The 23369-nt window shown below is 69.1% G+C and carries 25 protein-coding genes; 12 read left to right on the top strand and 13 right to left on the bottom strand.

Annotation, left to right across the window (positions count from 1 at the left end; genetic code table 11):
* Nucleotides 1–7: 7 nt before the first annotated feature.
* Nucleotides 8–289: a DUF167 domain-containing protein gene (locus tag AB0E69_RS26055; protein ID WP_360151169.1), complete on the bottom strand. Its 282-nt coding sequence runs from the start codon at nucleotides 287–289 to the stop codon at nucleotides 8–10.
* A gap of 58 nt (nucleotides 290–347) precedes the next feature.
* On the opposite strand from AB0E69_RS26055, the gene AB0E69_RS26050 reads away from it, so the two are divergent.
* Nucleotides 348–701 (top strand): hypothetical protein, encoded by a 354-nt coding sequence (locus AB0E69_RS26050; RefSeq protein WP_360151166.1) that lies wholly within the window; start codon nucleotides 348–350, stop codon nucleotides 699–701.
* The gene (locus tag AB0E69_RS26045; protein ID WP_360151163.1) at nucleotides 701–1078 is read left to right on the top strand and encodes a VOC family protein; all 378 of its coding nucleotides are present in this window, start codon (nucleotides 701–703) and stop codon (nucleotides 1076–1078) included. The genes AB0E69_RS26050 and AB0E69_RS26045 overlap by 1 nt, the downstream gene beginning before the upstream one ends.
* On the opposite strand, the gene AB0E69_RS26040 is transcribed toward AB0E69_RS26045, so the two are convergent.
* Both AB0E69_RS26040 and AB0E69_RS26035 read right to left on the bottom strand, forming a co-directional pair.
* Nucleotides 1065–2033: a TIGR03557 family F420-dependent LLM class oxidoreductase gene (locus tag AB0E69_RS26040; RefSeq protein WP_360151159.1), complete on the bottom strand. Its 969-nt coding sequence runs from the start codon at nucleotides 2031–2033 to the stop codon at nucleotides 1065–1067. The genes AB0E69_RS26045 and AB0E69_RS26040 overlap by 14 nt on opposite strands.
* Before the next feature lie 56 nt (nucleotides 2034–2089).
* On the bottom strand, nucleotides 2090–3067 hold the full coding sequence (locus tag AB0E69_RS26035) for a hypothetical protein (protein WP_360151156.1): 978 nt from the start codon (nucleotides 3065–3067) through the stop codon (nucleotides 2090–2092).
* A gap of 190 nt (nucleotides 3068–3257) precedes the next feature.
* On the opposite strand from AB0E69_RS26035, the gene AB0E69_RS26030 reads away from it, so the two are divergent.
* Nucleotides 3258–3878, top strand: coding sequence for an RNA polymerase sigma factor (locus tag AB0E69_RS26030; protein ID WP_360151153.1), 621 nt, complete (start codon nucleotides 3258–3260; stop codon nucleotides 3876–3878).
* Nucleotides 3875–4726 carry a hypothetical protein gene (locus AB0E69_RS26025; protein WP_360151150.1) on the top strand — a complete coding sequence of 284 codons (852 nt, stop codon included), beginning with the start codon at nucleotides 3875–3877 and terminating at the stop codon, nucleotides 4724–4726. Before AB0E69_RS26030 ends, AB0E69_RS26025 begins: the two co-directional genes overlap by 4 nt.
* Here AB0E69_RS26025 and AB0E69_RS26020 read toward each other — a convergent pair.
* Nucleotides 4707–5216: a hypothetical protein gene (locus AB0E69_RS26020; protein WP_360151147.1), complete on the bottom strand. Its 510-nt coding sequence runs from the start codon at nucleotides 5214–5216 to the stop codon at nucleotides 4707–4709. The two genes, AB0E69_RS26025 and AB0E69_RS26020, sit on opposite strands and share 20 nt — an antisense overlap.
* Nucleotides 5217–5420: 204 nt before the next feature.
* Between AB0E69_RS26020 and AB0E69_RS26015 the strand changes: the two genes are divergently transcribed.
* Nucleotides 5421–6146: a serine protease gene (locus tag AB0E69_RS26015; protein WP_360151144.1), complete on the top strand. Its 726-nt coding sequence runs from the start codon at nucleotides 5421–5423 to the stop codon at nucleotides 6144–6146.
* A 116-nt stretch (nucleotides 6147–6262) separates the two neighbouring features.
* Entirely contained in the window at nucleotides 6263–7252 is a 990-nt protein-coding gene (locus tag AB0E69_RS26010; RefSeq protein WP_360151141.1) for a DUF5937 family protein, read from the top strand.
* Here the strand turns inward: AB0E69_RS26010 and AB0E69_RS26005 are convergent.
* Nucleotides 7188–7772 (bottom strand): TIGR03086 family metal-binding protein, encoded by a 585-nt coding sequence (locus tag AB0E69_RS26005; RefSeq protein ID WP_360151138.1) that lies wholly within the window; start codon nucleotides 7770–7772, stop codon nucleotides 7188–7190. The genes AB0E69_RS26010 and AB0E69_RS26005 overlap by 65 nt on opposite strands.
* A gap of 126 nt (nucleotides 7773–7898) precedes the next feature.
* Between AB0E69_RS26005 and AB0E69_RS26000 the strand changes: the two genes are divergently transcribed.
* The 4 genes from AB0E69_RS26000 to AB0E69_RS25985 all read left to right on the top strand — a co-directional run bounded on the left by AB0E69_RS26000 (nucleotide 7899) and on the right by AB0E69_RS25985 (nucleotide 13106).
* Nucleotides 7899–8858 carry an ABC transporter permease gene (locus AB0E69_RS26000; protein WP_360151135.1) on the top strand — a complete coding sequence of 320 codons (960 nt, stop codon included), beginning with the start codon at nucleotides 7899–7901 and terminating at the stop codon, nucleotides 8856–8858.
* 12 nt (nucleotides 8859–8870) lie between these two features.
* Complete coding sequence (locus tag AB0E69_RS25995) at nucleotides 8871–10574, top strand: ABC transporter substrate-binding protein (RefSeq protein WP_360151132.1); 1704 nt, start codon at nucleotides 8871–8873, stop codon at nucleotides 10572–10574.
* Between the two features lie 4 nt (nucleotides 10575–10578).
* Nucleotides 10579–11598: an ABC transporter permease gene (locus tag AB0E69_RS25990; protein WP_360151129.1), complete on the top strand. Its 1020-nt coding sequence runs from the start codon at nucleotides 10579–10581 to the stop codon at nucleotides 11596–11598.
* A gap of 92 nt (nucleotides 11599–11690) precedes the next feature.
* Entirely contained in the window at nucleotides 11691–13106 is a 1416-nt protein-coding gene (locus AB0E69_RS25985) for a PLP-dependent aminotransferase family protein (RefSeq protein WP_360151126.1), read from the top strand.
* Here AB0E69_RS25985 and AB0E69_RS25980 read toward each other — a convergent pair whose 3' ends face one another.
* On the bottom strand, nucleotides 13107–14474 hold the full coding sequence (locus AB0E69_RS25980) for an MFS transporter (protein WP_360151123.1): 1368 nt from the start codon (nucleotides 14472–14474) through the stop codon (nucleotides 13107–13109).
* 233 nt (nucleotides 14475–14707) lie between these two features.
* Here AB0E69_RS25980 and AB0E69_RS25975 point away from each other — a divergent pair, with 233 nt between their 5' ends.
* Both AB0E69_RS25975 and AB0E69_RS25970 read left to right on the top strand, forming a co-directional pair.
* Nucleotides 14708–15274, top strand: coding sequence for an RNA polymerase sigma factor (locus tag AB0E69_RS25975; protein ID WP_360151120.1), 567 nt, complete (start codon nucleotides 14708–14710; stop codon nucleotides 15272–15274).
* A complete protein-coding gene (locus AB0E69_RS25970) occupies nucleotides 15271–16185 on the top strand; it encodes a hypothetical protein (RefSeq protein WP_360151117.1) in 915 nt (304 codons plus the stop codon). Before AB0E69_RS25975 ends, AB0E69_RS25970 begins: the two co-directional genes overlap by 4 nt.
* Nucleotides 16186–16241: 56 nt before the next feature.
* Here AB0E69_RS25970 and groL read toward each other — a convergent pair whose 3' ends face one another.
* Genes groL through AB0E69_RS25935 form a run of 7 tightly spaced genes read right to left on the bottom strand, consistent with a single transcriptional unit; the run spans nucleotide 16242 to nucleotide 23369 of the window.
* The gene (groL, locus tag AB0E69_RS25965) at nucleotides 16242–17936 is read right to left on the bottom strand and encodes a chaperonin GroEL (RefSeq protein ID WP_360151114.1); all 1695 of its coding nucleotides are present in this window, start codon (nucleotides 17934–17936) and stop codon (nucleotides 16242–16244) included.
* A gap of 21 nt (nucleotides 17937–17957) precedes the next feature.
* Nucleotides 17958–18983 carry an NAD(P)-dependent alcohol dehydrogenase gene (locus AB0E69_RS25960; RefSeq protein ID WP_360151111.1) on the bottom strand — a complete coding sequence of 342 codons (1026 nt, stop codon included), beginning with the start codon at nucleotides 18981–18983 and terminating at the stop codon, nucleotides 17958–17960.
* On the bottom strand, nucleotides 18983–19693 hold the full coding sequence (locus tag AB0E69_RS25955; RefSeq protein ID WP_360151108.1) for an iron-sulfur cluster assembly protein: 711 nt from the start codon (nucleotides 19691–19693) through the stop codon (nucleotides 18983–18985). The genes AB0E69_RS25960 and AB0E69_RS25955 overlap by 1 nt, the downstream gene beginning before the upstream one ends.
* The gene (locus tag AB0E69_RS25950) at nucleotides 19693–20736 is read right to left on the bottom strand and encodes an amidohydrolase family protein (RefSeq protein WP_360151105.1); all 1044 of its coding nucleotides are present in this window, start codon (nucleotides 20734–20736) and stop codon (nucleotides 19693–19695) included. The genes AB0E69_RS25955 and AB0E69_RS25950 overlap by 1 nt, the downstream gene beginning before the upstream one ends.
* A gap of 16 nt (nucleotides 20737–20752) precedes the next feature.
* Nucleotides 20753–21127: a propane 2-monooxygenase effector subunit MimD gene (mimD, locus tag AB0E69_RS25945; protein WP_360151102.1), complete on the bottom strand. Its 375-nt coding sequence runs from the start codon at nucleotides 21125–21127 to the stop codon at nucleotides 20753–20755.
* Complete coding sequence (locus tag AB0E69_RS25940; protein ID WP_360151099.1) at nucleotides 21124–22311, bottom strand: hypothetical protein; 1188 nt, start codon at nucleotides 22309–22311, stop codon at nucleotides 21124–21126. The genes mimD and AB0E69_RS25940 overlap by 4 nt, the downstream gene beginning before the upstream one ends.
* Nucleotides 22308–23369 carry a 2Fe-2S iron-sulfur cluster binding domain-containing protein gene (locus AB0E69_RS25935; protein WP_360151096.1) on the bottom strand — a complete coding sequence of 354 codons (1062 nt, stop codon included), beginning with the start codon at nucleotides 23367–23369 and terminating at the stop codon, nucleotides 22308–22310. Before AB0E69_RS25935 ends, AB0E69_RS25940 begins: the two co-directional genes overlap by 4 nt.

Below are 23369 nucleotides of genomic sequence, written 5' to 3'. Positions count from 1 at the left end.
GCGGCGGTCAGGCTCCGTCGAGGAGGTCGTTGAGCCGCTGGCGGAGCGCGGGCTCCTCGCCCGCGACCTCGACCAGCTTGTCTCGGCTGGTCGCGCCGCGCACGAGTGTCACAGCCGCTCGTCGTACGCCGAACGCCCGGGCCGCGGCCTGAAGGACTGCTTTTGTTGCCTCGCCCTCGACCGCGCGTGCCGTTACGGCGACTACCAGGGCGGGGCCGTTCGGGCCGTCGTAGCGGCCGCCGACGGTGGTCCGGGAGGCGCCGGGTTTTACCCGCAGCAGGATGCGCATGGAGGAATTGTTGCCTGGTCGGTGAATGTGTGGGTGGTGATCGGGTAACCGGGAGCACATGAGTGTGAAGTTGAATGAGAAGGCGTTCGAGCATGCGAAGGACTTGATCGAGAAGGGGCAGACGGTCAAGGACGAGCGGGACGACTGGAGTGAGCATGCTCCTTCGGCGGACGAGCAGAATGCGTTCCTGGACAAGCACGGGTGGTCCGGCTACGGGCTCTGGTTCCTCGGGATCGACACCGAGATGGGTGAGGAGACCAAGGGCCGCTACGAGTTCCCGTACGGCGACTTCCGCCGGCTGCACCGCTGCGGCGTGATCAGCGCCGAGTCCCGCGCCGCGCAGTACAACCACGACGAAATCGCCAAGGCCCTCGCAAACCTGCACGAACTCCTAGACGGCGACCACGCCTGATGCGCCCCCCGGAGGTCGGCGACCTGCGCCTGGCGACGGTGTGCGTGAACGCGACGGACATGGACAGAGCGGCCGACTTCTGGTCGTCCGCTCTGGGCTACTCGCGGCCGGACCGGATCGGTCCGCACGACCAGTTCGCCAAGCTGAAGGATCCGGACCGTACGGCGCCTGCCGTGCTGCTGCAGCGGGCCCGGGCGATTCCGGCTGAGCCGACGCCGGTTCACATCGATCTCTACACGAGCGATCGCGACAAGCACATTGCTCGGCTGCTGGAGCTCGGTGCCATGCGGGCGGACGACTGGGAGTATCCCGAGCACCACGAGTTCGTCGTACTGCGTGACCCGGAGGGCAACGAGTTCTGCGTTATCGCGGTGTGAGGTCGCGGAGGGCTGGGGCGAGTTCTTTGGTGAAGAAGTCGAAGAAGGTGGGCATGTCGGGGCCGGCGTTGATCAGGGCCAGGTGGTCGTAGCCGGCCTCGACGAACGGGCGGGCGATTTCGAGGTGGCGGTTGACGTCGGGGCCGCAGCCGAACTGGTCGAGCAGGTGGTCGGTGGTGATCAGTTCGGTCGCGGCGTCGAAGTTGACCGGATTCGGCAGCTCGGCCTGGACCTTCCAGCCCGTGAGGCCGAAGCGGAACAGTCGGCGCGCCGACTCGGCCGCGTCCTCCTCCGTCGCCGCCCACGCGAGTGGTACTTCGGCGTACCGCGGCCCGTCGCCGCCCGCTTCGCCGTACGCCGTGACCAGGTCCGCATCCGGCTCCGTGACGAACAACGCGTCGCCGAGCTCGGCAGCGAGCCGGGCCGCCTCCGGTCCACCGGCGGCGACGGCGATCGCCGGGAGCTCGTCGGGAAGGTCAAAGACCCGGGCGTCCTCCAGCTTCAGGTGCTTGCCGTCGTACGAGTGGTAGCCGCCGCTCCACAGCAGCCGGATGATCTCGAGCGCCTCCCGCAGCATCTCGTGCCGCGTCGCGACCGCGGGCCAGCCGGCGCCGACGACGTGCTCGTTGAGCCGCTCGCCCGCACCGATCCCGAGCGTGAAGCGTCCACCGGAGAGGATCGAGAGCGTCGCCGCGGCCTGCGCGACGATCGCCGGGTGGTACCGGATGAACGGGCAGGTCACGCCGGTCGCCAGCCCGACCGCCGACGTCCGCGCGGCGATCGCACCCAGCATCGAGAACGCGAACCCGGAGTGCTCGTGCTCACTCACCCACGGATGGAAATGGTCGCTCACCTCGACGAAGTCGAACCCCGCCTCCTCGGCCCGCACCGCCTGCTCGACGATCTCCGCCGGCCCGTACGCCTCCGCGATCAGCTTGAACCCGACCTTCACCACACGTCCTCCTCCACTCGGGGTCCTTCGAACGGCACCCCGGTGCCCGGAAGCCGGTCTCACATGCTCTCGAGCCGCTGCCGTTCCTGGCTGCGGTGCTTGTCGAGCGACCTGGCGGTGTAGGTGGTTTCGTTGAGAGTGTGTTGCAGGTGGGTTGCTTGCCGACGGGCCTCGCGCAGCGTGCGTCGGGCTTCGTCGAGCTGCTCGGTCATCCGCTCGATATCGGCCTCCAGGTCGGCGATCCGGTGCTGGTGAGCATCCAGGATCCGCTCAGCCTCGGCCCGCGCCGCCTCGGCCGCGGCGTACTCCGCCTCAGCTTGCTGGATCCGCCGCTCCTGAGCCGTACGCCGCTCAGCCAGCGCGCCAGCGGCCCGCGACCCGTTGGAGCGGGACCCGTTGGCACGGGATCCATTGGCGTGGGATCCGTCGGCGGCGGCTCCGTTGGAGCGGGATCGGTTGGCTCGGGCGCCGTTGGCTCGGGCGCCGTTGGCTTTACCTCCCGTGGGTTTGCCGCCGACCACGCGGGGCCGAGCGGGCGGTAGGTGGGCCAGGTCGCCGGACTCGTCGACGACGCCGAAGCCGACGTGGCGGAGGGCGCTGGTCAGTTGGCCGGAGCGGAGGAGTTGAGCAGCACCCGGGTCGATCAGTGCCGCGTCGAGCGTCTCCATCAGACGGTCCGCAGTCTGGGCGGTGATGCGGCGGCCGGGTGCGGCCTTGGTACGGGCGGTCTTCACCAAGCCGCTGATCAGGTCGTGTCGCCGGCGGGTCAGCTTGCGGCGGTGGGCGCTGTCGGTCGACAGATAGTTGTCCCGCAGCTCCTCACCGAGCTCGGTCAGCGCATGCACCCCGTCGGGATCGGTCCGGACCAGCTGATTGGCCAACCAGGCCGCCACCGTCGGTTTCCGCAACCCGGCGACCGCGGCCGCCAGCCGCTCGTCCCCGTCCGCCCGCGCCGCCTTCACCATCCGATTCCGGGCCGCAACGAACTGCTCGGGCAGCAACCCGTACAGCTCCACCACAGCAGCCTCGATCTCCACTCTTCCACGATGCGCGCCGTACGCCACCCCGGCAACGCCTACCAGCGTGCCAAATCATTTGCCCCAGGCAACCACCCGGACCGACCGTGCAGCCGCACTTGCATTTGGCGACTTTCCGATCGCCCAGACGGACCGGGAACCTCCGCCGCGCTGCGGACAGTACAGGGGTGAGGCGAGATGAGGGGACTGTGTGGATGGCACACTCGGCTGGGGTGGCGCATCGATGATCGGGGTGGGTATGACCACGGACCGGCTGCTCTGGGAGCGGGCGGCGACCGGGGACGGGGACGCGTTCGCCGAGGTGTACCGGCGGCACGCGCGGCCGATCTACAACTTCCTGTACCGGCGGACCGGGTCGTGGAGCGACGCGCAGGACCTGACGTCCGCCGTGTTCCTGCAGGCATGGCGGCGGCGCGACGAGATCGTGCTGCACCAGGACTCCGCGCTCCCCTGGCTGCTCCGTACCGCGGACTACACCGCCCGGAACGAGTCGCGCTCGAAGCGGCGTTACCGCCGGGCCTTGGCAGCCGCCGACCTCCCCCTCGACACCGAGCGCGACCACGCCGACGACGTCGTCGACCGCCTCGACGACCAGCGCCAGCTCCTCGAGGCGCAGGCCGCGTTGAAGAAGCTGCCGAAGCACGAGCGCGACGTCGTCGAGCTGTGCGTCTGGTCGGGCCTCGACCAGCAGGCCGCGGCGATCACCCTCGACGTCGCCGTCGGCACGGTCAAGTCGCGGTTGTCCCGGGCCCGCAAACGTCTGCGCGAGTGGAACCTCGCGTCCTTCGTCGAGCAGGAGAACGAGTCATGATCACCCGGCCCCCGGAGCGCGACCTTCCCGCGGACATCCTGGAGCGTCAGGCCGCCGAGCTCGCGGCGATCGTCCAGCACGAGACCGCTGGGCGCCCGTCCGCCCGGTCGTGGCGGACATACGTCGTACCGCTGATGGCTGCTGCTGCCGTCATCACCGTCGCCGCGGGTCTGCTGGTTGGGGTGCCTGCGCTGCTCAAGCACCAGGCCGAAGTACCAGCCGCTGCGAAGCCCACCGCGGCTCCGATCCGCACGATCTCGCAGGCGCGAGCCCATCGGCTGGCGCTGCAGTGCCTGCGCATGCGGCTTCCGGACAAGGTCACCGTGCTCGACGCCTTCGAGTTCACCGACGTACCGCTGGGTTCCCCGCACATCAAAACCTGGGTGATCCTGCAGGGCGCGAAGAACGTGCACGTGTGCGGATGGGACAACAAGTACGGCGCCGCAGGGGATCCAACTCTCACCTACGACGATCGGACGTACCTGTACTCCGTTGTCGAACAGGTCTCCCCCGCCGTCGGCCGGTACACCAAGCCGGTCGCGAAGGTCGTCGTACAACTCCCCGGCGGGCAGCCGGTCGAGGCGCTGCTGCGGAACGGCTACTGGTACACGCCGCTGATGGACGAAACCCGCCCGACGGCCTTCGAGCTCGACGGATACCGCGGCTACACCACCTTCGACGTCAACGCGTACGACGCCAACGGCAAGCTCGTCTACACCACGGAAAGGGACCGCGTTTCCGCGCTGAGATGCCTCACGAACTCCACCGCCACCAAGGTCCTCGAGTACGGCCGCGACTCCCACCCCGACCCCAAGACCTGCGTCCGGGTCATCCCGTGGACCCACTGACCCGCCGCCGCCTCGTCCAGACCACAGCGGCCGCGGCGGCCAGTACGCCGGTCCCGCCGATCGAGATCATCCCCGCAGCCGTCGGGGACGTGTGCGGGCTGTCGGCAAACTCCTGCGCATCCACCAACGCCATCACCGGGTCGGCCTCGCCGGGCCTCACCAACAGCTGCAGCGGAGCGGCGTACCTGGTCCCGGGGTTGGGCGCGTGCCGACCGAGCTCGTTGCCCTCGACATCCCCAAGGCTGTCGACCAACTCGTCCTGCCGCCGCTGCCCCGCCACCGTGTAGGTGACGTCGACGGCGTCGAGGTAGTCCCCACCCTTTCCGGTGCCCACCTCAATCACGACGTCCTCGGCCACCACCCGCACACCAGTCGCCAGGAACTCGGCTCCCAGGTCCCGCTGCTGCCGGCTGTCGATCAGCGCCGCGATCCCCAGCAAGCAGAGGGCGAGCCCGAACGCGCCAACCACAGAAGTCCACCGCTCGACCATCGTCACCTCTCTCCGCGATGGGAGTCTTCCGCGGTCCCATCGGTTCCGTCATTGTCGATGCGCCGCCGGCGTCCTCGTAGACGAGTCCTCACTCCACCTCCGGCCCGACCGCCGTGTCTAACCCTCCTGGCTGCTTACTCTCTCGGCATGATGACAATTCTTCGCCGGTTTCGGCGGTCTCTGACTATGGCAGGTGCGGGGTTGGTGGTGGCAGCTGCGGGGATTTCGGCGCAGCCTGCCGAGGCCGTGATCGGCGGCACTCCGGTTGCACCGCCTTCGTGGATGGCGGCGGTCGGGAGTCCGGGGTTCTTGATCCGGGCTTCGGGCCAGTTCTGTGGGGGTGCGCTGGTGGCGCCGGACAAGGTCGTCACCGCGGCGCACTGTGCGAATCTGTTCAAGCTGACGCCGGGGCTACTGCGGGCGACGTTCGGGCGGGCCGATCTGACCGGCAAGGACGGCGAGACCGTGTCGGTCAAGAAGATCTGGATCGCGCCCGGTTTCAAGGAGACCAAGTTCATGGGCGACACCGTCGAGCACAACGACGTCGCCGTACTGACGCTGAGCCGGGCGGTCAACCGCGCCACGCTCCCCGTCGTCGGCCGCGACGCGAGCTACCCGGCCGGCGCGGAGGCGCAGGTGCTCGGGTGGGGGTCGACCTCCGAGAGCAGCACCTCCAACACGGTACTGCGGAGCGCGAACATCCCCATGACCGCGGACTCGACCTGCGGCACGGCGTACGGCGCCTCGTTCGAGCCGGGCAACATGGTGTGTGCGGGCACCCCGCAGGCCGACACGTGCGAGTACGACAGCGGCGGCCCGCTCATCCTCGACGGCAAGCTCGCCGCGCTGACGTCTTGGGCCCACGGCTGCGCCCGCGAAGGCTACCCCGGCGTCTACACCCGGCTGTCCGCCTTCACCCTGCCGATCTGACCGGGCGCCGCGTTATCGGGCCGTGACCGGCCCACTCCAGCTCGCGCCGAATCGGATCTTCGCAGTACCGGCCTGTCTTTCTACGCTGTCGGGGCCGACTGTGGAGGGGTGGCGGGATGATTCGGTTCGAGTTGGGGGTCGGGGATCTGGCTCGGGTGCGGTTCACCACGGATGCGGTGTGGGAGACGGCGGCCAGTTTGTCGGCGTTGGTGCATCTGCGGCATCACGCGTTGCACAGCCGGTTGTGGACGTTGGTTCCGCGGCGGCCGGCCTTCGACCTGCGGTTGTTGTTCGAGTTGATGGGGCAGAACCACTGGATGCCAGACCTGCTCGGGCCGCAGCCGACGGCGAAGCCACCGGCGCCGTTGGAGCAATTCGATCGGTTGCGGGGGACGGACACCGCGGTCGTCGAGCAGGACGTGGAGATGTATCGGCAGCTGGCCCCGCACAGCCGGCTGGCGCGGATGTGTCCGCATGAGTTGCACGAGCGGGTTGTCGTCGCTCTGACGAAGTACTGGCGGTTGCTCGAGCCGATCTGGGAGCGGGTCGATGCGATCGTCGGCGCCGACATCGCACGTGCGGCAACAACCGTCGCCAACGAAGGGCTGGGGGCGGCGATCGGTCAGGTGCACGACGAGCTGAGCTACACGGACGGCACACTCACCGTCGACCTGCACAGCGTCGACCTGTCCACGACACCCAACGGCAACGGAGTCTGGCTCGTCCCCTCGGTGTTCCGCTTTCCTTGGGTAGCGGTCGATCCAGGCACCCGGCCCGTCATCAGCTACGCCGCCCGCGGCGCCGGGCTGGTCTGGGAGACCGGTGACCCGGGCAGTATGGATCGCCTCGCGGCCCTCCTCGGCCGCTCCCGCGCGGCAGTCCTGCAGCACCTCGACATCCCCCGCAGTACGACGACCCTCGCCGCCCGGCTGCAACTGGCGCCGGCCACGGTCAGCGACCACCTGTCCGTCCTCACCTCGTCCGGCCTGCTTACCGCGCGACGCGACGGCCGCCGCGTCCTGTACTCCCGGACCGGACTCGCTAGCGCGCTGCTGGCTGAGGAACCCATGCGGGATCTCGACCCAGCAGCCGCAACGCTCGGCTGAAGTCGTCGCCCTCGGCGGCAGGCAACGCCGGCGCGAACATGGTCCCGCGGGACTCGTCGTCCGGGATCGCCGACGCGACCTCCAGCACCAACGCCACCAAGGGATCCGGCACGGCCAACACCGAACCCAGCGCCACCGCCAGATCCCACCCGTGCACCACGAGATCCAGCACATGTGCCGTCACCGCGGTCTCCCACGGCAACCGCGAGCGCGAAATCTCCGGCACCCACAACCGTGCCACCACAGTCGGCGACCGCAGGGCCCGATCGGTCGTGTGGATCGCCGCGATCAACCGGTCCGGCGCCACCTCCAACGGCCGCCACGCCGTCAGCGGCGCGCCACCACCGACTGCCGCCATCAGGAACCCGCGCTCCTGCCCGCTCTGATGCGCCAGCAACGCCGACACGTCCCACCCCGCACACGGCGTCGGCCGCTCGAGGTCCGCAGCAGACACCAGGGCAATAGTTCGACTCAGCAGCACCGCGGCGGACCGGTGCAGCTCGGCAAGGTACTCGTCCATCTCCGCACCCTCGGCCCGGACCACACAGACTCTCCACGATTCGGCCAGAAGAGAAAGTAACGGTTGAGGATTCGGCCGTCACAGAATCGTGGAGCAGCGCCGGCCGCCGCGAGCAACCTGGCCGCCATGGACGCGACCACGGAAGCCGGCTCAGGGGTCCAGGCGTCCGGCCGTCCACCGTGGCGGCTGGCCCTGGGGCGCCTGCGTCACGACAAGGTCGCGATGGCCGCCGTCACGATCCTCACGCTGTACGTCGTGATGGCGGCCGTCGCGCCCATCCTGCAGAAGACCGGCCTGATCGACCCCTACACCCTGCACAACGACCTGCTCCGCCCCGAGGACGGCATGCCCGCCGGCACCCTCGGCGGCGTCGGCTCCCACCACCTGTTCGGGGTCGAACCCCAGACCGGCCGCGACGTGTTCGCCCGGATCGTTGCCGGAGTCACCCAATCGATGCTGATCTCGGTCTGCGCCACGGTGTTCAGCATCACGCTCGGCACGACCGTCGGCATCATCAGCGGGTACGCCGGTGGCCGCGTCGACTTCGTCCTCGGCCGGGTCGTCGACCTGGTCCTCGCCTTCCCCGCGCTGCTGATGCTGCTGACGCTCTCGGTGGTCCTGATCCAGCGGATCAGCGCCCTCGGGGTCCCGTCCGGCGGCCCGGCGCAGATCGTCTACCTGATTCTCGTGCTCGGGTTCTTCGGCTTCCCGTTCATCGCCAGGGTGATCCGCGGCCAGGTGCTGTCGCTGCGCGAGCGCGAGTTCATGCAGGCGGCGCGGGCGATCGGCGTACCGACCCGGCGGATCTGGTTCAAGGAGCTGCTGCCGAACCTCTGGCCGCCGCTGCTCGTGTTCGGCACGCTCACGCTGCCCGGCAACGTGTCCGCCGAGGCGGCGCTCTCCTTCCTCGGCGTCGGCGTCCCACCCCCGACTCCGACGCTCGGCAACATCCTGGCCGACTCGGTCAGCTTCCTGCAGGCCGACCCGGTCTTCTTCGCGCTGCCCGGCCTCGCCATCTTCGTCTTCGTGCTGAGTGCCAACCTGCTCGGCGACAGCCTGCGCGACGCCCTCGACCCCAAGTCCTGAAGGAGATCTCCCATGCGCCCGAAGTACGCCGTCGTGCTCCTCGCCGCCGGGCTCGTAGCTTGTGGCAGCAACACCACCACCTCGACGTCAGCGTCCAAGGCAAGCGCCGGCGGCACGCTCTACTACCTGACGCGAAGGCCGTCCGAGCACCTCGACCCGCAGCGCACCTACATCGGCCGCGACATCGCCAACGAATCGCGGCTGGTCTACCGGACGCTGACGACGTACCCGACCGCGACCGGCAAGGACGCCACCAAGGTCGTCCCGGACCTGGCCACCGACACCGGCCGGATGTCGAACGGCGCGAAGACCTGGGAGTTCACCCTCCGCCCCGGCGTGAAGTGGCAGGACGGCAGTCCGGTCACCTGTGAGGACATCCGGTACGGCGTCTCCCGCACGTTCGCCACCGACGTGATCACCGGCGGCCCGATCTACGCGTTGCAGTTCCTCGACATCCCGAAGGACGCCAAAGGCTCGGTCTACAAGGGCCCGTACGTCAAGAACCCGGACGGCCAGGCCGCCTTCGACAAGGCGGTCAGCTGTAACGGCGAGACGATCACGTTCAAGCTCAAGCAGCCGGTCGCCGACTTCGCGTACGCGGTCACGATGCCGGCCTGGGCGCCGTACAAGAAGGCGCAGGACAAGGGCGACAAGTCCAACTACGCGGTCTTCTCCAACGGCCCCTACAAACTCGAGGGCAGCTGGGAGAAGGGCAAGGGCGGCACGTTCGTCCGCAACGACCAGTGGGACGCGGCGACCGACCAGATCCGCAAGGCGCTGCCGGACAAGATCGTGTTCACCGAGGGCCTGCAGGACGAGGTGATCGCGCAGCGACTGACGGCCGACCAGGGCAACGACAAGTACGCCGTCTCCGACCGCAGCGTGCCGCCCGCGATGCGGCCGCAGGTGAAGGGCAACCCGAGCCTGAAGAGCCGGTTCGAGATCGTCGACGCGCCGTACGTCGACTACCTCGTCCCGAACTTCCGCAAGATGACCAACCCGCTCGTCCGCCAGGCGTTGCTGACGGCAACCAACAAGGCCGCCTGGGTGACCGCGACCGGCGGCACCGACGCGGGCAAGCCGGCCCAGTCCGTGATCAGCCCGGTCGTCAACGGCTACAAGCAGTTCGACGCGTACGGCGTACCCGATCAAGGCGATCCGGCCAAGGCCAAGGACCTGCTCACCCAGGCCGGGGTCAGCACGCCGTACCCGATCACGCTCACCTACAACGGCGGTACGCCGACCTCCGCGAAATCGGCGTCCGCGCTCAAGGAGGGGTGGGAGAAGGCCGGCTTCGCCGTCACGCTCAACGAGCTCACCGACACCTACTACAACGTCATCCAGAACCCGGCCAACGCGAGCAAGTACGACGTCACCTGGGCGAGCTGGGGCGCCGACTGGCCGAACGCCTCGACCGACGTCCCGGTCCTGTGGGACAGCCGGCTGAACCTGTCCGCGGCCTCGAACGGCCAGGACTACGGCCTCTACTCCAGCGACAAGGTGAACGCGATGATCGACAAGGCCTACCTGGAGACCGACCTGACCAAGCAGGCCGCGCTCTGGGGTGACATCGACGAGCAGGTGGCCAAGGACATCGCCTACATCCCGCTCCGCAGCCAGCGGTTCTTCCTGCTCTGGGGATCCGGTGTGAAGGGCTGGATCGACAACCCGTCGACCAGCAACTTCCCCGACCTCGGCGCGCTCGGCGTCGAGTAGACCGATGATCGGCTACCTGGTCCGGCGGCTGCTGGCGGCACTCGGGCTGCTCGCGGTGATCAGCATCGTCACCTACGGCATGTTCTACGCCGGTCCGACCGACCCGGCCCGGCTGACCTGCGGCCGCAACTGCACCCCGCAGTCGATCGCGGACAACCGGCACTACCTCGGCCTGGACAAGCCGGTGCTGGCGCAGTACGCCGACTTCGTCAAGGGACTCGTGGTCGAGCGGGACTTCCCGGACGATCCCGCCTTCGCCAAGGTGAACCCGGACAAGGTCACGCACTGCCCGGCGCCGTGTCTCGGGTACTCGCCGCTGGAGAACAAACTGGTCACCGACATGGTCAAGGAGCGGCTGCCGGTCACCCTGTCGCTGACCGCCGGGGCGTTCGTCGTGTGGATCCTGTTCGGCGTGGGGTGCGGCGTACTGGCCGCACTCCGCCGCGGGCAGTGGCAGGACCGCGGTCTGGTCGCGCTCGCGCTGATCTTCTTCTCGTTCCCCGCGTTCTTCGTCGCGCTGCTGATGTACAACTTCCTGGCCACGCAGTGGCACGTGCTTCCCGCGCCCGGATACGTACCCATCCAGCAGAGCCCGCTGGCCTGGGCGCAGGGACTGGTGCTGCCGTGGATCTCGCTGGCCACGCTGTTCGCGGCCAGCTACCTGCGGCTGACCAGGGCGTATGTGCTGGAGACGATGGGCGAGGACTACCTGCGGACGGCCCGGTCCAAGGGGTTGCCACCGTGGAAGATCGTGCTCAAACACAACCTCCGGTCCGCGCTCACCCCGATCGTCACGGTCGCCGGTCTCGACCTCGGCGGGCTGATGGCCGGCGCGGCGATCACCGAGACCGTCTTCAACTTCCAGGGTATGGGCCGGGCCGCGGTCCAGGCGGTATCGGTGTTCGACCTCCCGGTGATCGTCGCCCTGGTGCTGATCGCGGCCTGCTTCGTGGTCGGCGCCAACCTGATCGTCGATCTGGTCTACGGCCTGATCGACCCGAGGGTCCGGCTGGGTGCCTCCTGACCCGGCCTCTCCCCTCCCTCGGAGACACGGCCGGCGACAGGGTCCTTCCACTGCAGCCCGTCGCCGGCCGTGCTGGGGTTTATGTTGAGCGGGTGGAGCTTCGGATCGAGCTGGCCGGGCGGGGCGATCTCGCCGGGCAGATCCGGGACCAGATCGCCGGTCTGGTCAAGCAAGGCCTGCTCCGGGCCGACGACCGGATCCCGTCCAGCCGCGAGCTCGCCGCGCGGCTCGGGGTCTCCCGGACCACGGTCGCGACGGCGTACGAACAGCTGACCGCCGACGGTTTCCTGCAGGCGCGCACCGGGGTCGGGACCTACATCCGGAACCCGACCGTCGAACCGCCAACGCTGTCCCGCCTGACCGGTGGGCCGGAGCCGCAGCCGATCTGGGCCGGGCTGCACGATCCTGAGGACCTGTCCGCGGCCGCGCCGCGCTTCGACCTGCGCGCCGGCATCCCGGACGCGCGGTCGTTCCCGTTCGCGACCTGGCGGGCGGCGGTGGCGGATCAGTTCCGGCCGAACGTCGTCGGCACAGCGGCGTACGGCGATCCTGCTGGGGATCCAGGGCTGCGGACCGCGGTCGCGCGGCACGTCGCGGTCTCGCGGTCCGTGCGCGGCGGACCGGACGACGTACTGATCACCAACGGCATCCAGCAGGCCATCGACCTGATCGCCCGGGTGGTGCTCAAACCGGGCGACGTGGTCGCGGTCGAGGATCCTGGCTACGGGCCGCCGCGGGTGCTGTTCCGGTCGCTCGGGCTCCGGGTGGTCGGCGTACCGGTCGACGACGAAGGGCTCGTGGTCGATGCGCTGCCCGCTGACGCGCGGCTGGTCTACGTCACGCCCGCACATCAGTTCCCGCTCGGCGTACCGCTGTCGGCTCAGCGTCGTACCGCGTTGCTCGAGTGGGCGGCGCGGACCGGCGCGACCATCGTCGAGGACGACTACGACAGCGAGTTCCGCTTCGCCGGGCGGCCGTTGGAACCGTTGCAGAGCCTGGACCGGGACGGCAGCGTGATCTACGTCGGCTCATTCTCCAAGATCATGCTCCCCACCATCCGGCTCGGTTTCCTCGTCGCGCCACCCTCGCTGTACGGCGCTCTGCGCAAGGCGAAGTGGCTCACCGACTGGCACACCGCCCTGCCACTGCAGCGAGCCCTCGCGACCTTCATCGAGAACGGCCACCTCGCCCATCACCTGCGCCGGATGCGCCGCACCTACGCCCAACGCCACCACCATCTCCAGGCCGCCCTGCACACCGCCTTCGACGGCACCCTCTGCCCACTCCCCAGCCTCGCCGGCCTGCACGTCGCGGTCCGCTCCCCCGAGCCGACGTACGACGACACCGCCCTGGCCGCCCGCGCTACCGAGTTGGGTGTCGGCCTGCTGCCGCTTTCCTACCACGCAGTCGACCCGCAGCCCCGCGTCACCGGCCTGATCCTCGGCTACGGCGCCATCGAGCAGAACCGGATCGACGAGGCACTTGCCCTGCTCAAGCAGTGCTTGTGATCACCTTGCCGAGCGATGGAGGCGAGTGGCGAGAATGAGTACGCCGGTGGCCTCCGCCGCGGCGGCGGCCACGAGAATCGCCCGATCCAGGCCGTGATCGTTCAGCGCGCCCGACCGGGTGACGAACGCGACCATGATCGCTACCCCGACCGACGACCCGATGTAACGAGCCGCGTTGTTGGTCCCGGAACCCATCGCACCGCGGTCTGCGGGGACGCTGGCGACCGCGAGCCCTGGCAGGGCGCTGTTGACCAGACCGGTCCCGATACCGGCGATTCCCAGCGCAGCGCCGATCCGAAGCAGCGACCAGTGCGAGACGTCGCTGACCAGCAGCACCGTCCCGGCTCCGGCCACCACCAGGCCGATCCCCAGTTGCAGCCGGCCACCGAACCGCCAACCACGGGCCTGTTGTGCGACCACGGCGGCAGTGCCGGACCAGCTCGCGAACAGGCCGGCGGCGGCGAGCGCCCCGAGACCACGCAGCTCCTGAAGCATCACCGGCAGGCAACTCATCAAGGCGACCACGGTCAGACCGGTCATGAACGCGCCACCGGTGGCGACCACGAACGAGACCGAACGGAACAGGGCGAGGTCGAGCATCGGCGTACGGCCGAGCGCCTCGACGACGCCGAAGACGATCATCAGCACGCCACCGGCCACGAGCAGCCCGATCGCTACCGGACCGTTCCACTGCTGCCGCGCCTCAGTCAGCCCGGCCAGCACCGTCACCAGCCCAAGGCCCAGGAGGGCGAGACCGAGCAGGTCGAGCTGCCGGCGGTCACCAGGCCTCGACTCGGGCAGCAACCGCGCACTGGCCGCCCACAGGGCCATCGAACCAGCACAGATCAGCCAGTACGCCGCTCGCCACGTCCAGACCTCCGCCAGCACGCTCGACAACAGCGGACCGCTGGCGATGCCGGCGCTGGCCGCCGAACCCCAGAGACCGGCCAGACGAGGTCGCGCCGGAGAGCCCGCGAAGGTGTGCCCGAGCATGCCGAGGCTGGCGGCCAGCAGCATCGCGCTGGCGACCCCCTGCACCATCCGCGCCAGGACGAAGACCATCGGCCGGTCCGCCGCCCCGGCCACGAGACTCGACAGCGCGAGCAGCGCGGCCCCCGCCATCAGCACGCGCCGGCGCCCGAACGCGTCCGCGACGGTCCCGGCGGCGATCAGCACCGATCCCAGCCCGAGCGCCGCGCCGTTCAGGATCCAGACCTGCGCCGACACCCCCGCTCCGAGTGAACGCGCGATGTCCGGCATCGTCATGATCGGTAGCGCGTAGTTGACGAGCACCACCAAAGGTGCCCCACACATCGTCGCCACCGCACCTCTTCGCAACGCAACATCATTGCCAAGCGCAACCGACATCCAGCACTCCTTGGGGCGGGGGCGATGCGGCACGATGCTAGGGCGTGCTCAGGGAGGCCGGTAAACCCATTGAATCCTGGTCGAATCAGAGCCTCGCCAGTTCCGCAACGGCACCTAGCGGAACCCCGGTCGGGAGGTCGGGACACATACTCGGTGAGTGCCCCGGCCGGGGGCCAGGGTGGAGGTGGCGGGTAGTGGTCGTGGCGGGTCAGGAGAGACCTCGAGGAGCGCCGGTGGCGGTGAGCGACGGCGAGCTGTGGCGGCGGGCCGCGGACGGGGAGGCCGACGCCTTCGGCAGCCTGTTCGACCGGCACGCCAAGGCGGTCTACAACTTCGTCTTCCGGCGGATGGCGTCGTGGAGCGACGCCGAGGACCTGACCTCGGCGGTGTTCCTGCACGCGTGGCGACGGCGGGCCGACGTGGTGCTCGTGCACGACTCGGCGCTGCCCTGGTTGCTGCGTACGGCGGACTTCGTCATCCGCAACGAGCGCCGCCGGCAACGCTTCCGGTGGCTGAACCTCGCCCGGCAGACCCCGGCCACGGACGAGCCGGACCACGCCGACCAAGTGGCCGCACGGCTCGACGACGAGCGGCGGGCACGGGAGCTGCGGCGGTTGCTGAGCAAGCTGCCCAAGCACGAGCAAGAGGTCGTCGAGCTCTGTTTCTGGACCGGCCTCGACGCGCAGTCCGCCGCTGTCGCCCTCGACGTACCGCTCGGCACCGTGAAGTCGCGACTCGCCCGCGCCCGCAAACATCTGCGCGAGCTGAGCATCGCCGCACCTTTGGAGAACTTGTCATGACCGATCTGCTCGACCGCCGGCCCGACCGGCCGCTGCCGCCGGAGACCCACGAGAAGCTCCGCGCCGAACTCCTGGCTGCCATCGAGACCGAGCCGGTCCGATCGCCACGCCGCTACCTGATCCCGGCCGTCGCGGCCGTCGCCGTCTTCGCCCTCGTCGTCGGACTCCGCGCGTGGAAGCCGGACGCGAAGCCACCGGTCACCGGCCCGGTCCACCCAACGGTCAGGATCCTGACGGCGGCAGAGACCGAGACCCTCCACCAGCAGTGCCTGGCCGAGTCCGACAAGATCACGGCCAACGGCCTGAAGCGCCCGTTCCACGACTTCACGGTGGTCAGAGCCTTCGAGTTCAACGGCGTCGACGACCCGAATGTCGTCACCACCTGGCTGATCGGCGACGGCGTGGAGAACTCACGCACCAAGAAGCTCGCTCACCTGCCGGACGACGTCGTCTCGATCAACTGGTTCTGCAGCCGCACCAAGGGCGGCAAGATCAGCGAGTCGAGTCTCCGGATGGGCAAGCAGGCCATCTTCATCGGCGGCCGGATACACCTGATGGCCCGGAACGCCGGCGCCTTCGTCGCACCGATCACCAGGGTGACCGTGCAGCCGCCGGGCCAGGCCGAGGTCGAGGCCTACCTGATGGGCAGTTTCTGGTTCGCGCCGACCGAGGGCCGGCTCAACTGGGGTCCGTACGACGCCGACGACCCGCTGAAGTCGAAGTACGTCGTCCGCGGGTACGACGCGGCCGGCAAGGTGATCGACCTCAGTCCCGACCCCAGCGCTCCGCCGACAGTGACCACCTGTCCGATGGTCACGATGCGGAACGGGGACGGGTCCTGGACGTCCGTGCCCAGGACCTCGACCCCGCCCCGCTGCCGCCAGTACCCCTGGAAGGCTCGCCTCGACTGAAACGTCAGCCGCCCGGCCGCCGTACTCGCCACGACGGCCGGGGCATGACGGCTCGGCTAGCCCACAGACGGACCTAGGCCGAGGGATTGGGGGGTGCTGGGGTCCGGGGAGGGTTGGTGGAGGCCCTCGTCGAGGGCGCCGTACTCCGTCATCAGGGCCGGACTGCCACCCCACGGGGTTTGTTCTTCGGCGATCAGCGTGTTGGTGGTCAGCAGCAGGCCGGCCACCGATGCGCCGTTCTGCAGTGCCGACCGGGCGACCCGGAGCGGGTCGATGATGCCGAGGTCGAGCATGTTGCCGTACTGGCCCTCGAGGGCGTCGAAGCCTTCGTCGGTGTCCATGGCCGACGTCCGCTCCAGGACCTCGGCGCCGTTGTAGCCGGCGTTGGCGGCGATCAGGTACGCCGGTTCGCGCAACGCCCGCCGGACGATCTCGACCCCGGTCCGGTAGTCGCCCTTCACCTCCAGGCCGTCGAGCGCGGAGGCGGCATGCAGGAGGGCCATGCCGCCGCCCGCGACGATTCCTTCGGCCATCGCGGCCCGGGTCGCCGACAACGCGTCCTCGACCCGGTGCTGGAGCTCCTTTAGCTCGGCCGGCGTCGGCGCACCGACCCGGATCACCGCGACCTTGCCGGACAACGCACCGATCCGCTCGGTCAGCACGTCCTCGTCGACGCCGAAGGTCGCCCGCTCCAGCTCCGCGCGCAACTGCGCGATCCGGAAGGTCACGTCCTGCTCGTGGCCGGACCCGGCGACGATCGCCGTCCGGTCGGCATTCACCCGCACCTGGTCCGCGTGGCCCAGCTGGTCCAGCGTCATCGTCTCGAGGCTGAAGCCGGAGTGCCGGCTGTACACGGCCCCACCGGTGATCGCCGCGATGTCCTCCAGCTTGTGCAGCCGCCGGTCGCCGAACCCCGGCGCCTTTACGGCCACGCACTGGAACAGCCCGTTGACGTGGTTGTGCACGAGCATGCTGAGCGCCGTACCCTCGAGGCTCTCCGCGATGATCACCAGCGGTCGCGGCGCGCGCATGATCTTGTCCAGCAGCGGCATGATCTCCTGGACCTTGGTGATCTTCTCGCTGCACAAGAGGATGTACGGGTTGTCGAGCACGGCCTGCAGGCTGCCCGGGTCGGTCACCATGTACGGCGACAGGTAGCCGTTGTCGAACTCGAAACCCTCGACGAAGTCCACGCCCATGCCGTTCACCGACGACTCCTCGACGGTGACGATGCCGGCGTCGCCGACGGTGTGCAGCGCCTTCGCGATCACCGCGCCGACCACGTCGTCGTCGTTGGCCGAGATGGCCGCGACCCGCGCGTAGTCCTGCTCGGTCTCGACCGGGTGCGCGACCTCGCGCAGCCGGTCCACCAGCCGGCCGACGGCCAGGTCGATCCCCCGCTTCACCAGTACGGGGTTCCCGCCGGAGCCGATCGCGGCCATCCCCTCGCGGATGATCGCCTGCGCGATCACGGTCGCGGTGGTGGTGCCGTCGCCGACGATGTCGTTGGTCTTGATCGCGGCTTCCTTGACCAGCTGGGCGCCCATGTTCTGGAACTGGTCCTTGAGGAAGATCTCGCGGGCGATCGTGACCCCGTCGTTGGTGACCACCGGCGACCCGGTGATCTTCTCCAGGATGACGTTGCGGCCCTTCGGACCCAACGTCGACTTCACCGCGTCTGCCAACTGGTCGACACCAGCCAGCAGCAGATCGCGGGCGGTTTCGCCGAAGCGCAGTTCCTTGGCCATCAAAACCCTCCGGTCATGGTCGTGTTACGGCACGAGGATGGCGCGGCCGCGGACCCGGCCGGCGTCGAGATCGGCGACCGCGTCCGCGGCCGCGTCGAGGGGGTACGTGCGGGTGTGCAGCGTGACCTTGCCGGCCTGCGCCAGCGCCATCAGCTCCGACAGCTCGTTGAACGTGCCGACGATGTTGCCGACGATGTTCCGCTCGGTCGAGATGATGTCCAGGGTCGGGATCTGCACCAGGCCGCCGTACCCGATCACGAAGTACGAACCGGCCGGCCGGGTCATCGCGAAGCCGTCCTGCTCCGCGCCCTGCTCGGCGACGAAGTCCAGCACCACGTGCGCGCCGGCGCCGCCGGTCAGCTCCAGCACCGTCTCCACCTGCTTGCCATCAGCAACGACCGTTTGGTCGGCCCCGAGCTGCTCGGCGAGCTTGAGCGCGTCCGGGTTCCGGTCGACGACGATGATCCGGGCCGCGGTCAACGCGGCCAGGCACTGCACCCCGATGTGCCCGAGCCCGCCGGCGCCGATCACCACGGCGGTCGTGCCGGGAGGCAGCAGTGGCAGCGCCTTCCGGACCGCGTGGTACGCCGTGATGCCGGCGTCAGCGAGCGCCGCCACGTCCTGCGGGCGGGTGCTCGGATCGAGCTTGACGCACGCACGGGCGGAGGTGAGGAGGTACTCCGCCATCCCGCCGTCGCTGTCCAGTCCGGGGAAGGTGCTGTTCTCGCAGTGCATGTCGTTACCGGCGCGGCAGGCCTGACAGAGCCCGCAGGTCGGCGTCGGGTGCAGGATGACCGTGTCGCCCACCTGCACGTTGGTCACGGCGGAGCCGATCTCGTGCACCCAGCCGGCGTTCTCGTGGCCGATCGTGTAGGGCAGCGTGGGGTGCATCGCGGCGTCCCACTGGCCCTCGATGATGTGCAGGTCGGTGCGGCACACGCCCGCGCCGCCGATCTTGACGATCACGTCCAGCGGGCCCTTGATCGCGGGCTCCGGGACGTCCTCGACCACTGGTTGCTGGTGGTACCCGTGCAGTCGAACGGCCTTCATCAGGGCTCCTCCTCACCCGCACCGGCGTCGCTGTACCGGTGCTTCAGCATTCCTCGGCAGATACCGGTGTTGGCCTCGATCCCGGTCCGGGTCAGCCGGGCCAGCCCGAGGTGCCGGGCCGCGGCCGCGGCCTCGACCGCCGCGCCGGTGCCGACGTCGATCAGCAGCGGAGCGTCGGGGCCGGTCGGCAGCCCCAGCTCCGCTCTGCGCCGCAGCAGCCGCTCCAGCGCGGCCGACGGCGGTACGTCGCCGATCGTCAGCCCGGCGATCGCGGCCGGATCGGTGCCGGCAGCAACGAACTGCCGGCACACCTGGTCGGTCCCGGCCAGCACCGCCTTGGACACGAATGTCCTGCGGAGCTCGTCCAGCTCCGCCGCCGCCTCGTCCCCGAACGACGCCCGGAACCCCGCCCGCGCCGCCACCCCGGCATTGATCTGGGTGGCGGCGAAGTGGTCCTCGAGCGCGACGTCGACCGCGCGAACCGCGGGCAACGCGGCCACGACGTCGTACGCGTCGGCGACCATCAGGAAGGCGAAGTTGGGCGCACAGAAGTACGTCGGCAGCCGCAGCCGGACGACCACGTCGCCGGCGGCCGACACGACGCAGGTGGACACGAATCCCAGCGTCGTGATCGGCTCGTCCAGCTCCGGGTCCCGGACCGCGCCCAGCGCATCCAGGACCCGGTCCCGCTCGGTAAGGACTGCCGTCATCAGGACGCGACCAGCTTCGAGTCGTCCTGCGCGGCCGGCGTGGCCTCCTTCAGTTGCAGCTCGACCGGCACCTTCAGGTCGTAGAGCTTGGCGGCGTTCAGCCCAAGGATCTTCTTCTTGCCCTCGACCCCGAGCCGCGGGTAGTCGGCGAACTCCGGCTGGTCCGGGAACTCCCAGTCCACGAAGCCCTCGATCTGCCACTTCGGTTCCCAGATGCCGTAGTCGCTGCCGAACGTCATCTTGTCCTCGCCGACCCAGAACAACAGCTCGCCCATCACCTTGTTGAAGAACTGCGGGCGGGCGTGCATCAGGCCGCCGATGACGACGGACAGACCTGCGTACACGTTCGGCTCCTGGGTGGCCATGAAGCAGAAGTCCTCGATCCGCGGCAGCCCGACGTGCTCGACGATGAAGTTGAGCTCGGGGAAGTCGGTCGCGGCGTGGTCCACGTCGGCGACGTCGAACGCGTCCTTGTCCAGCGGCCAGATCGTGGGGCCCTTGTGGACGTGGATGTTCTTGATCCCCAGCTCCTGCGCCTTGGCCAGGTAGGTGTACGCGGCCGGGTCTGTGAGCTTGTAGCCACGCGAACCGGCGTTCCACTCGGCCGTGTAGAGCTTGACCCCCTTGGAGCCGTACCGGTCCACGTTGGCGGCCAGCTCCTCCAGGCCGGCGTCGCCGTCGCGCGGGTCGAACCGGGTGTTGTGGACGAACATCCCCGGGTGCTTCTCACCCAGCCCGGCGTTCTTCTCGGTGGTGTTGAATCCCTCCTTGTACCACTCCTTCAGGTACGTCGGCTGGAACACTGCGACGTCCACGTAGCCGTCCTCGAAGACGTCCTTCATCAGGTCGTCCTCGGTGTAGGACATGAACTTCTCGATGGACCAGTGGGTCTCCTTCGGGCCGAGGCTCTGGTACGCGTGGAAGCACTCGATCCACCCCTTGGCGTACTGCTCGGCGCCCGGCACCCAGTTGTCCGGGCCGGCGTTCCAGAAGTGCATGTGGCTGTCGACCACGAAGTACTTCTCACCGTTCTTCTCGTACACGGGAGAACCTCCTGTCTCAGCTGGACGCGGTCAGGTCGAAGCCGATGTAGTCGGCGGCGTCCTCGGGGTTGGCGAACATGATCGTCCGGTCGTCGAGGTGCACCATCCGCCCGTAGTGGGTGGACATGTTCTCCTCGAACTCGGCCTGGTCGAAGTACCCGGGCTCCTCGCCGAGCGCCTCGGAGATGTCGTCGTAGACGAAGTCCATCCGGCCGATCGCGTCGACCCGGATCATCGACGGCAACGGCGTCACGGTGACGTTGTCGTACGCCCTCATCACCTCCGCGACGACCGCGCCGACCTGGTTGTTCATCAGCGTGACGCCGCACTTGTTGGACGCGGTGCTGTCGGACTTGAACGGGCTCTCTGCGGTGGTGAACGTCGTGCTCACTGTGCCAGCTCCTTCGGTTCCTCGAGGCCCAGCGAGGTGACGATGCCGCTGAACCGGCTCTTCACACGGTCGAGCCCGTCCTCGAACCGCGGTGGTTTGGCGTCCGGCTGCGACCACAGCGGCTGCAGCGTGCGCGCCGCCGCCAGCGACCTCGCCGTCCAGGTCGACATCCAGTCGGCCAGGATCGCCTTGTTGTGGTCGGCGAACTCCCTGTCGTTGGTGAGCAGCTCGAACATCGCGGTGGTGTAGCGCAGGTCGCGCTCGGCGAAGTCGTACTCCGCGGCGCCGACGACGGTCGGCGTGACGAAGTCACCGTTGCGTGGCGACGCCTGCTGCACCAGCTGGCTGCGGAACAGTTCTCCGACCAGCGGCTCGAAGACGAGGTTCGCCGCGAAGATCGCCTCGCACCAGTCGTCGATCCCGGTCAGACCCTCGGCGACCTCGCGGACGCCCTGCCAGGCCGGGTCGTTGTTCCACGTCTCCAGGTGCGCGCTGCCGTCGAACCCGTCGATCTCCTCCGACAGCGTGAGGTTGTACAGCGCCAGGTCCTGGGCGGCGCGAATCCGGTGCATGCTGTTCACCGAGATCGCGTTGTTGTGCATGTTCGTGGGCGCGCGCCGGTTCGCGTTCGCGTACAGGTACAGGCCGAGGCCGTGGTCGACGTGCATCCAGGCACCGACGTGCTGCTCGACGAACCGGACCCAGTTCGGGTTCCACTGCTCGAAGGCCTTGGACGCCTTGGCCGCCTCGACGTTCTGGGTGACCTGGCGGACGACGTTCGAGTTGTACCGGTAGAGGGTGAGCTCCCACTCCTCGTTCGGGTCGCGGAACTCGTGCCACCCGGTGGCCGGCCACTCCTTCACGAACAGGCCGCCGGTGCCCGGGCCGCGCTTCGGGCTGGGCTGGTCCGAGCCCCAGGCCTTCAGGACGGTCCAGTCCAGCGGGTAGCCGCCGCGGCCGTCGGCGAAGCCGTACAGCCAGCCCTGGCTCAGGTAGTGCCGCGGGTCCGGCTGGACGTCGACCGTGACGTCCTCGTAGTGGCTCTGCTTGCGCTTCTGCGGCGTGTAGTAGTTGTACCGCCGGGAGTTCGAGTCCGGGAACTCGCGGGCGCCGGCCTCGGCGTCGGTGAAGACCGGCTTGGGGACGCTGCGTTCGGTCTTTGGTGAGTCCTGTGTGGTGGTCATCGGCTTCCTGCCTCCAGCACCTCTGAGTCACCGGCATCGCCGGTCGTGGTGAACTTGTCGTAGTAGATGTGCTTGGTCGCGATCCCGAGCCGTTCGAGCAGCGGGATCGCCGCCTCGACCATCGGCGGCGGCCCGCACACGTAGGCATCGGCACCCTTCAGGTCCGGCTCCAGCCGGGCGACCACGTCGGTGATCAGCCCCGTCTCGCCGTCCCATCGGTCCTCCGAGAGCGCCGGCACGAACCGGAACCGGGGCAACGTCCGCTCCAGCTCGCGGAGCTCGTCGACGAAGCACAGGTCCCGCTGGGTCCGGGCGCCGTAGTAGAACGTCGCGGGCCGGTCGATCCCGCGCTCGGCCATGGTCCGGAGCAGCGCCAGGATCGGCGCCAGCCCGGCCCCGCCGCCGAGGAAGACCAGCCGGGCGTCCGGGTTGTCCCGGAGGGTGAACACCCCGAACGGCCCGGTCAGGTCCAGCCGGTCGCCGACCGACAGCCGCTGGTCCAGGAACTCGGAGAACACCCCGCCGGGGTAGACCTTGATCACGAACTCCAGCTGCCCGGTCTCGCGGCTGTTGGTGTTCGCCATCGAGAACGACCTCGTGTGCTCGCTGCCCGGTACCGCGATGTCGACGTACTGCCCGGGGAAGAACTTCAGCTCCCCGGGCTCGGTCAGCCTCAGCACCAGGTGCCGCAGGTCGTGCGTGACCGCGTTGACGGCGACCACCTCGGCGACCCGCTCCTGGATCGGCAGCCCGGAGCGGATCATCTCCTCGTCGTAGTTGAGCAGCTCGATCGTCAGGTCCTCGTACGCGTGGGCGCGGCACAGCAGCGTGTACCCCTCGTCCTGCTCGTACTCGGGCAGCGCGAAGGTCGAGTACCGGTCGAGCTCGATGTCCTCACCGTCGAGAACGAAGGACTTGCAGGACGCGCACTGTCCCTCCTTGCAGCCGTGCATGAGCATCACGCCCTGCTCGGCCGCGGCGCGGAGGATCGTCTGATCCTCCGCCACCTCGATCTCGATGCCGACGGGTTCGAACCGTACGACGTGTTTGCCGGTCAT

The sequence above is a fragment of the Kribbella sp. NPDC026611 genome, assembly GCF_040638345.1.
In the GTDB taxonomy this organism is placed as follows: domain Bacteria; phylum Actinomycetota; class Actinomycetes; order Propionibacteriales; family Kribbellaceae; genus Kribbella.
Note: the sequence above shows the minus strand (reverse complement) of the source record. Positions and strands in the feature narration are given on the sequence as shown.

Bases quoted from the DNA above. Each gene is read 5' to 3' on its own strand.
- AB0E69_RS26055 (WP_360151169.1), bottom strand. From the start codon at position 289: ATGCGCATCCTGCTGCGGGTAAAACCCGGCGCCTCCCGGACCACCGTC.
- AB0E69_RS26050 (WP_360151166.1), top strand. From the start codon at position 348: ATGAGTGTGAAGTTGAATGAGAAGGCGTTCGAGCATGCGAAGGACTTG.
- AB0E69_RS26045 (WP_360151163.1), top strand. From the start codon at position 701: ATGCGCCCCCCGGAGGTCGGCGACCTGCGCCTGGCGACGGTGTGCGTG.
- AB0E69_RS26025 (WP_360151150.1), top strand. From the start codon at position 3,875: ATGATCACCCGGCCCCCGGAGCGCGACCTTCCCGCGGACATCCTGGAG.
- AB0E69_RS26020 (WP_360151147.1), bottom strand. From the start codon at position 5,216: ATGGTCGAGCGGTGGACTTCTGTGGTTGGCGCGTTCGGGCTCGCCCTC.
- AB0E69_RS26010 (WP_360151141.1), top strand. From the start codon at position 6,263: ATGATTCGGTTCGAGTTGGGGGTCGGGGATCTGGCTCGGGTGCGGTTC.
- AB0E69_RS26005 (WP_360151138.1), bottom strand. From the start codon at position 7,772: ATGGACGAGTACCTTGCCGAGCTGCACCGGTCCGCCGCGGTGCTGCTG.
- AB0E69_RS26000 (WP_360151135.1), top strand. From the start codon at position 7,899: ATGGACGCGACCACGGAAGCCGGCTCAGGGGTCCAGGCGTCCGGCCGT.
- AB0E69_RS25995 (WP_360151132.1), top strand. From the start codon at position 8,871: ATGCGCCCGAAGTACGCCGTCGTGCTCCTCGCCGCCGGGCTCGTAGCT.
- AB0E69_RS25990 (WP_360151129.1), top strand. From the start codon at position 10,579: ATGATCGGCTACCTGGTCCGGCGGCTGCTGGCGGCACTCGGGCTGCTC.
- AB0E69_RS25980 (WP_360151123.1), bottom strand. From the start codon at position 14,474: ATGTCGGTTGCGCTTGGCAATGATGTTGCGTTGCGAAGAGGTGCGGTG.
- AB0E69_RS25970 (WP_360151117.1), top strand. From the start codon at position 15,271: ATGACCGATCTGCTCGACCGCCGGCCCGACCGGCCGCTGCCGCCGGAG.
- AB0E69_RS25960 (WP_360151111.1), bottom strand. From the start codon at position 18,983: ATGAAGGCCGTTCGACTGCACGGGTACCACCAGCAACCAGTGGTCGAG.
- AB0E69_RS25955 (WP_360151108.1), bottom strand. From the start codon at position 19,693: ATGACGGCAGTCCTTACCGAGCGGGACCGGGTCCTGGATGCGCTGGGC.
- AB0E69_RS25940 (WP_360151099.1), bottom strand. From the start codon at position 22,311: ATGACCACCACACAGGACTCACCAAAGACCGAACGCAGCGTCCCCAAG.
- AB0E69_RS25935 (WP_360151096.1), bottom strand. From the start codon at position 23,369: ATGACCGGCAAACACGTCGTACGGTTCGAACCCGTCGGCATCGAGATC.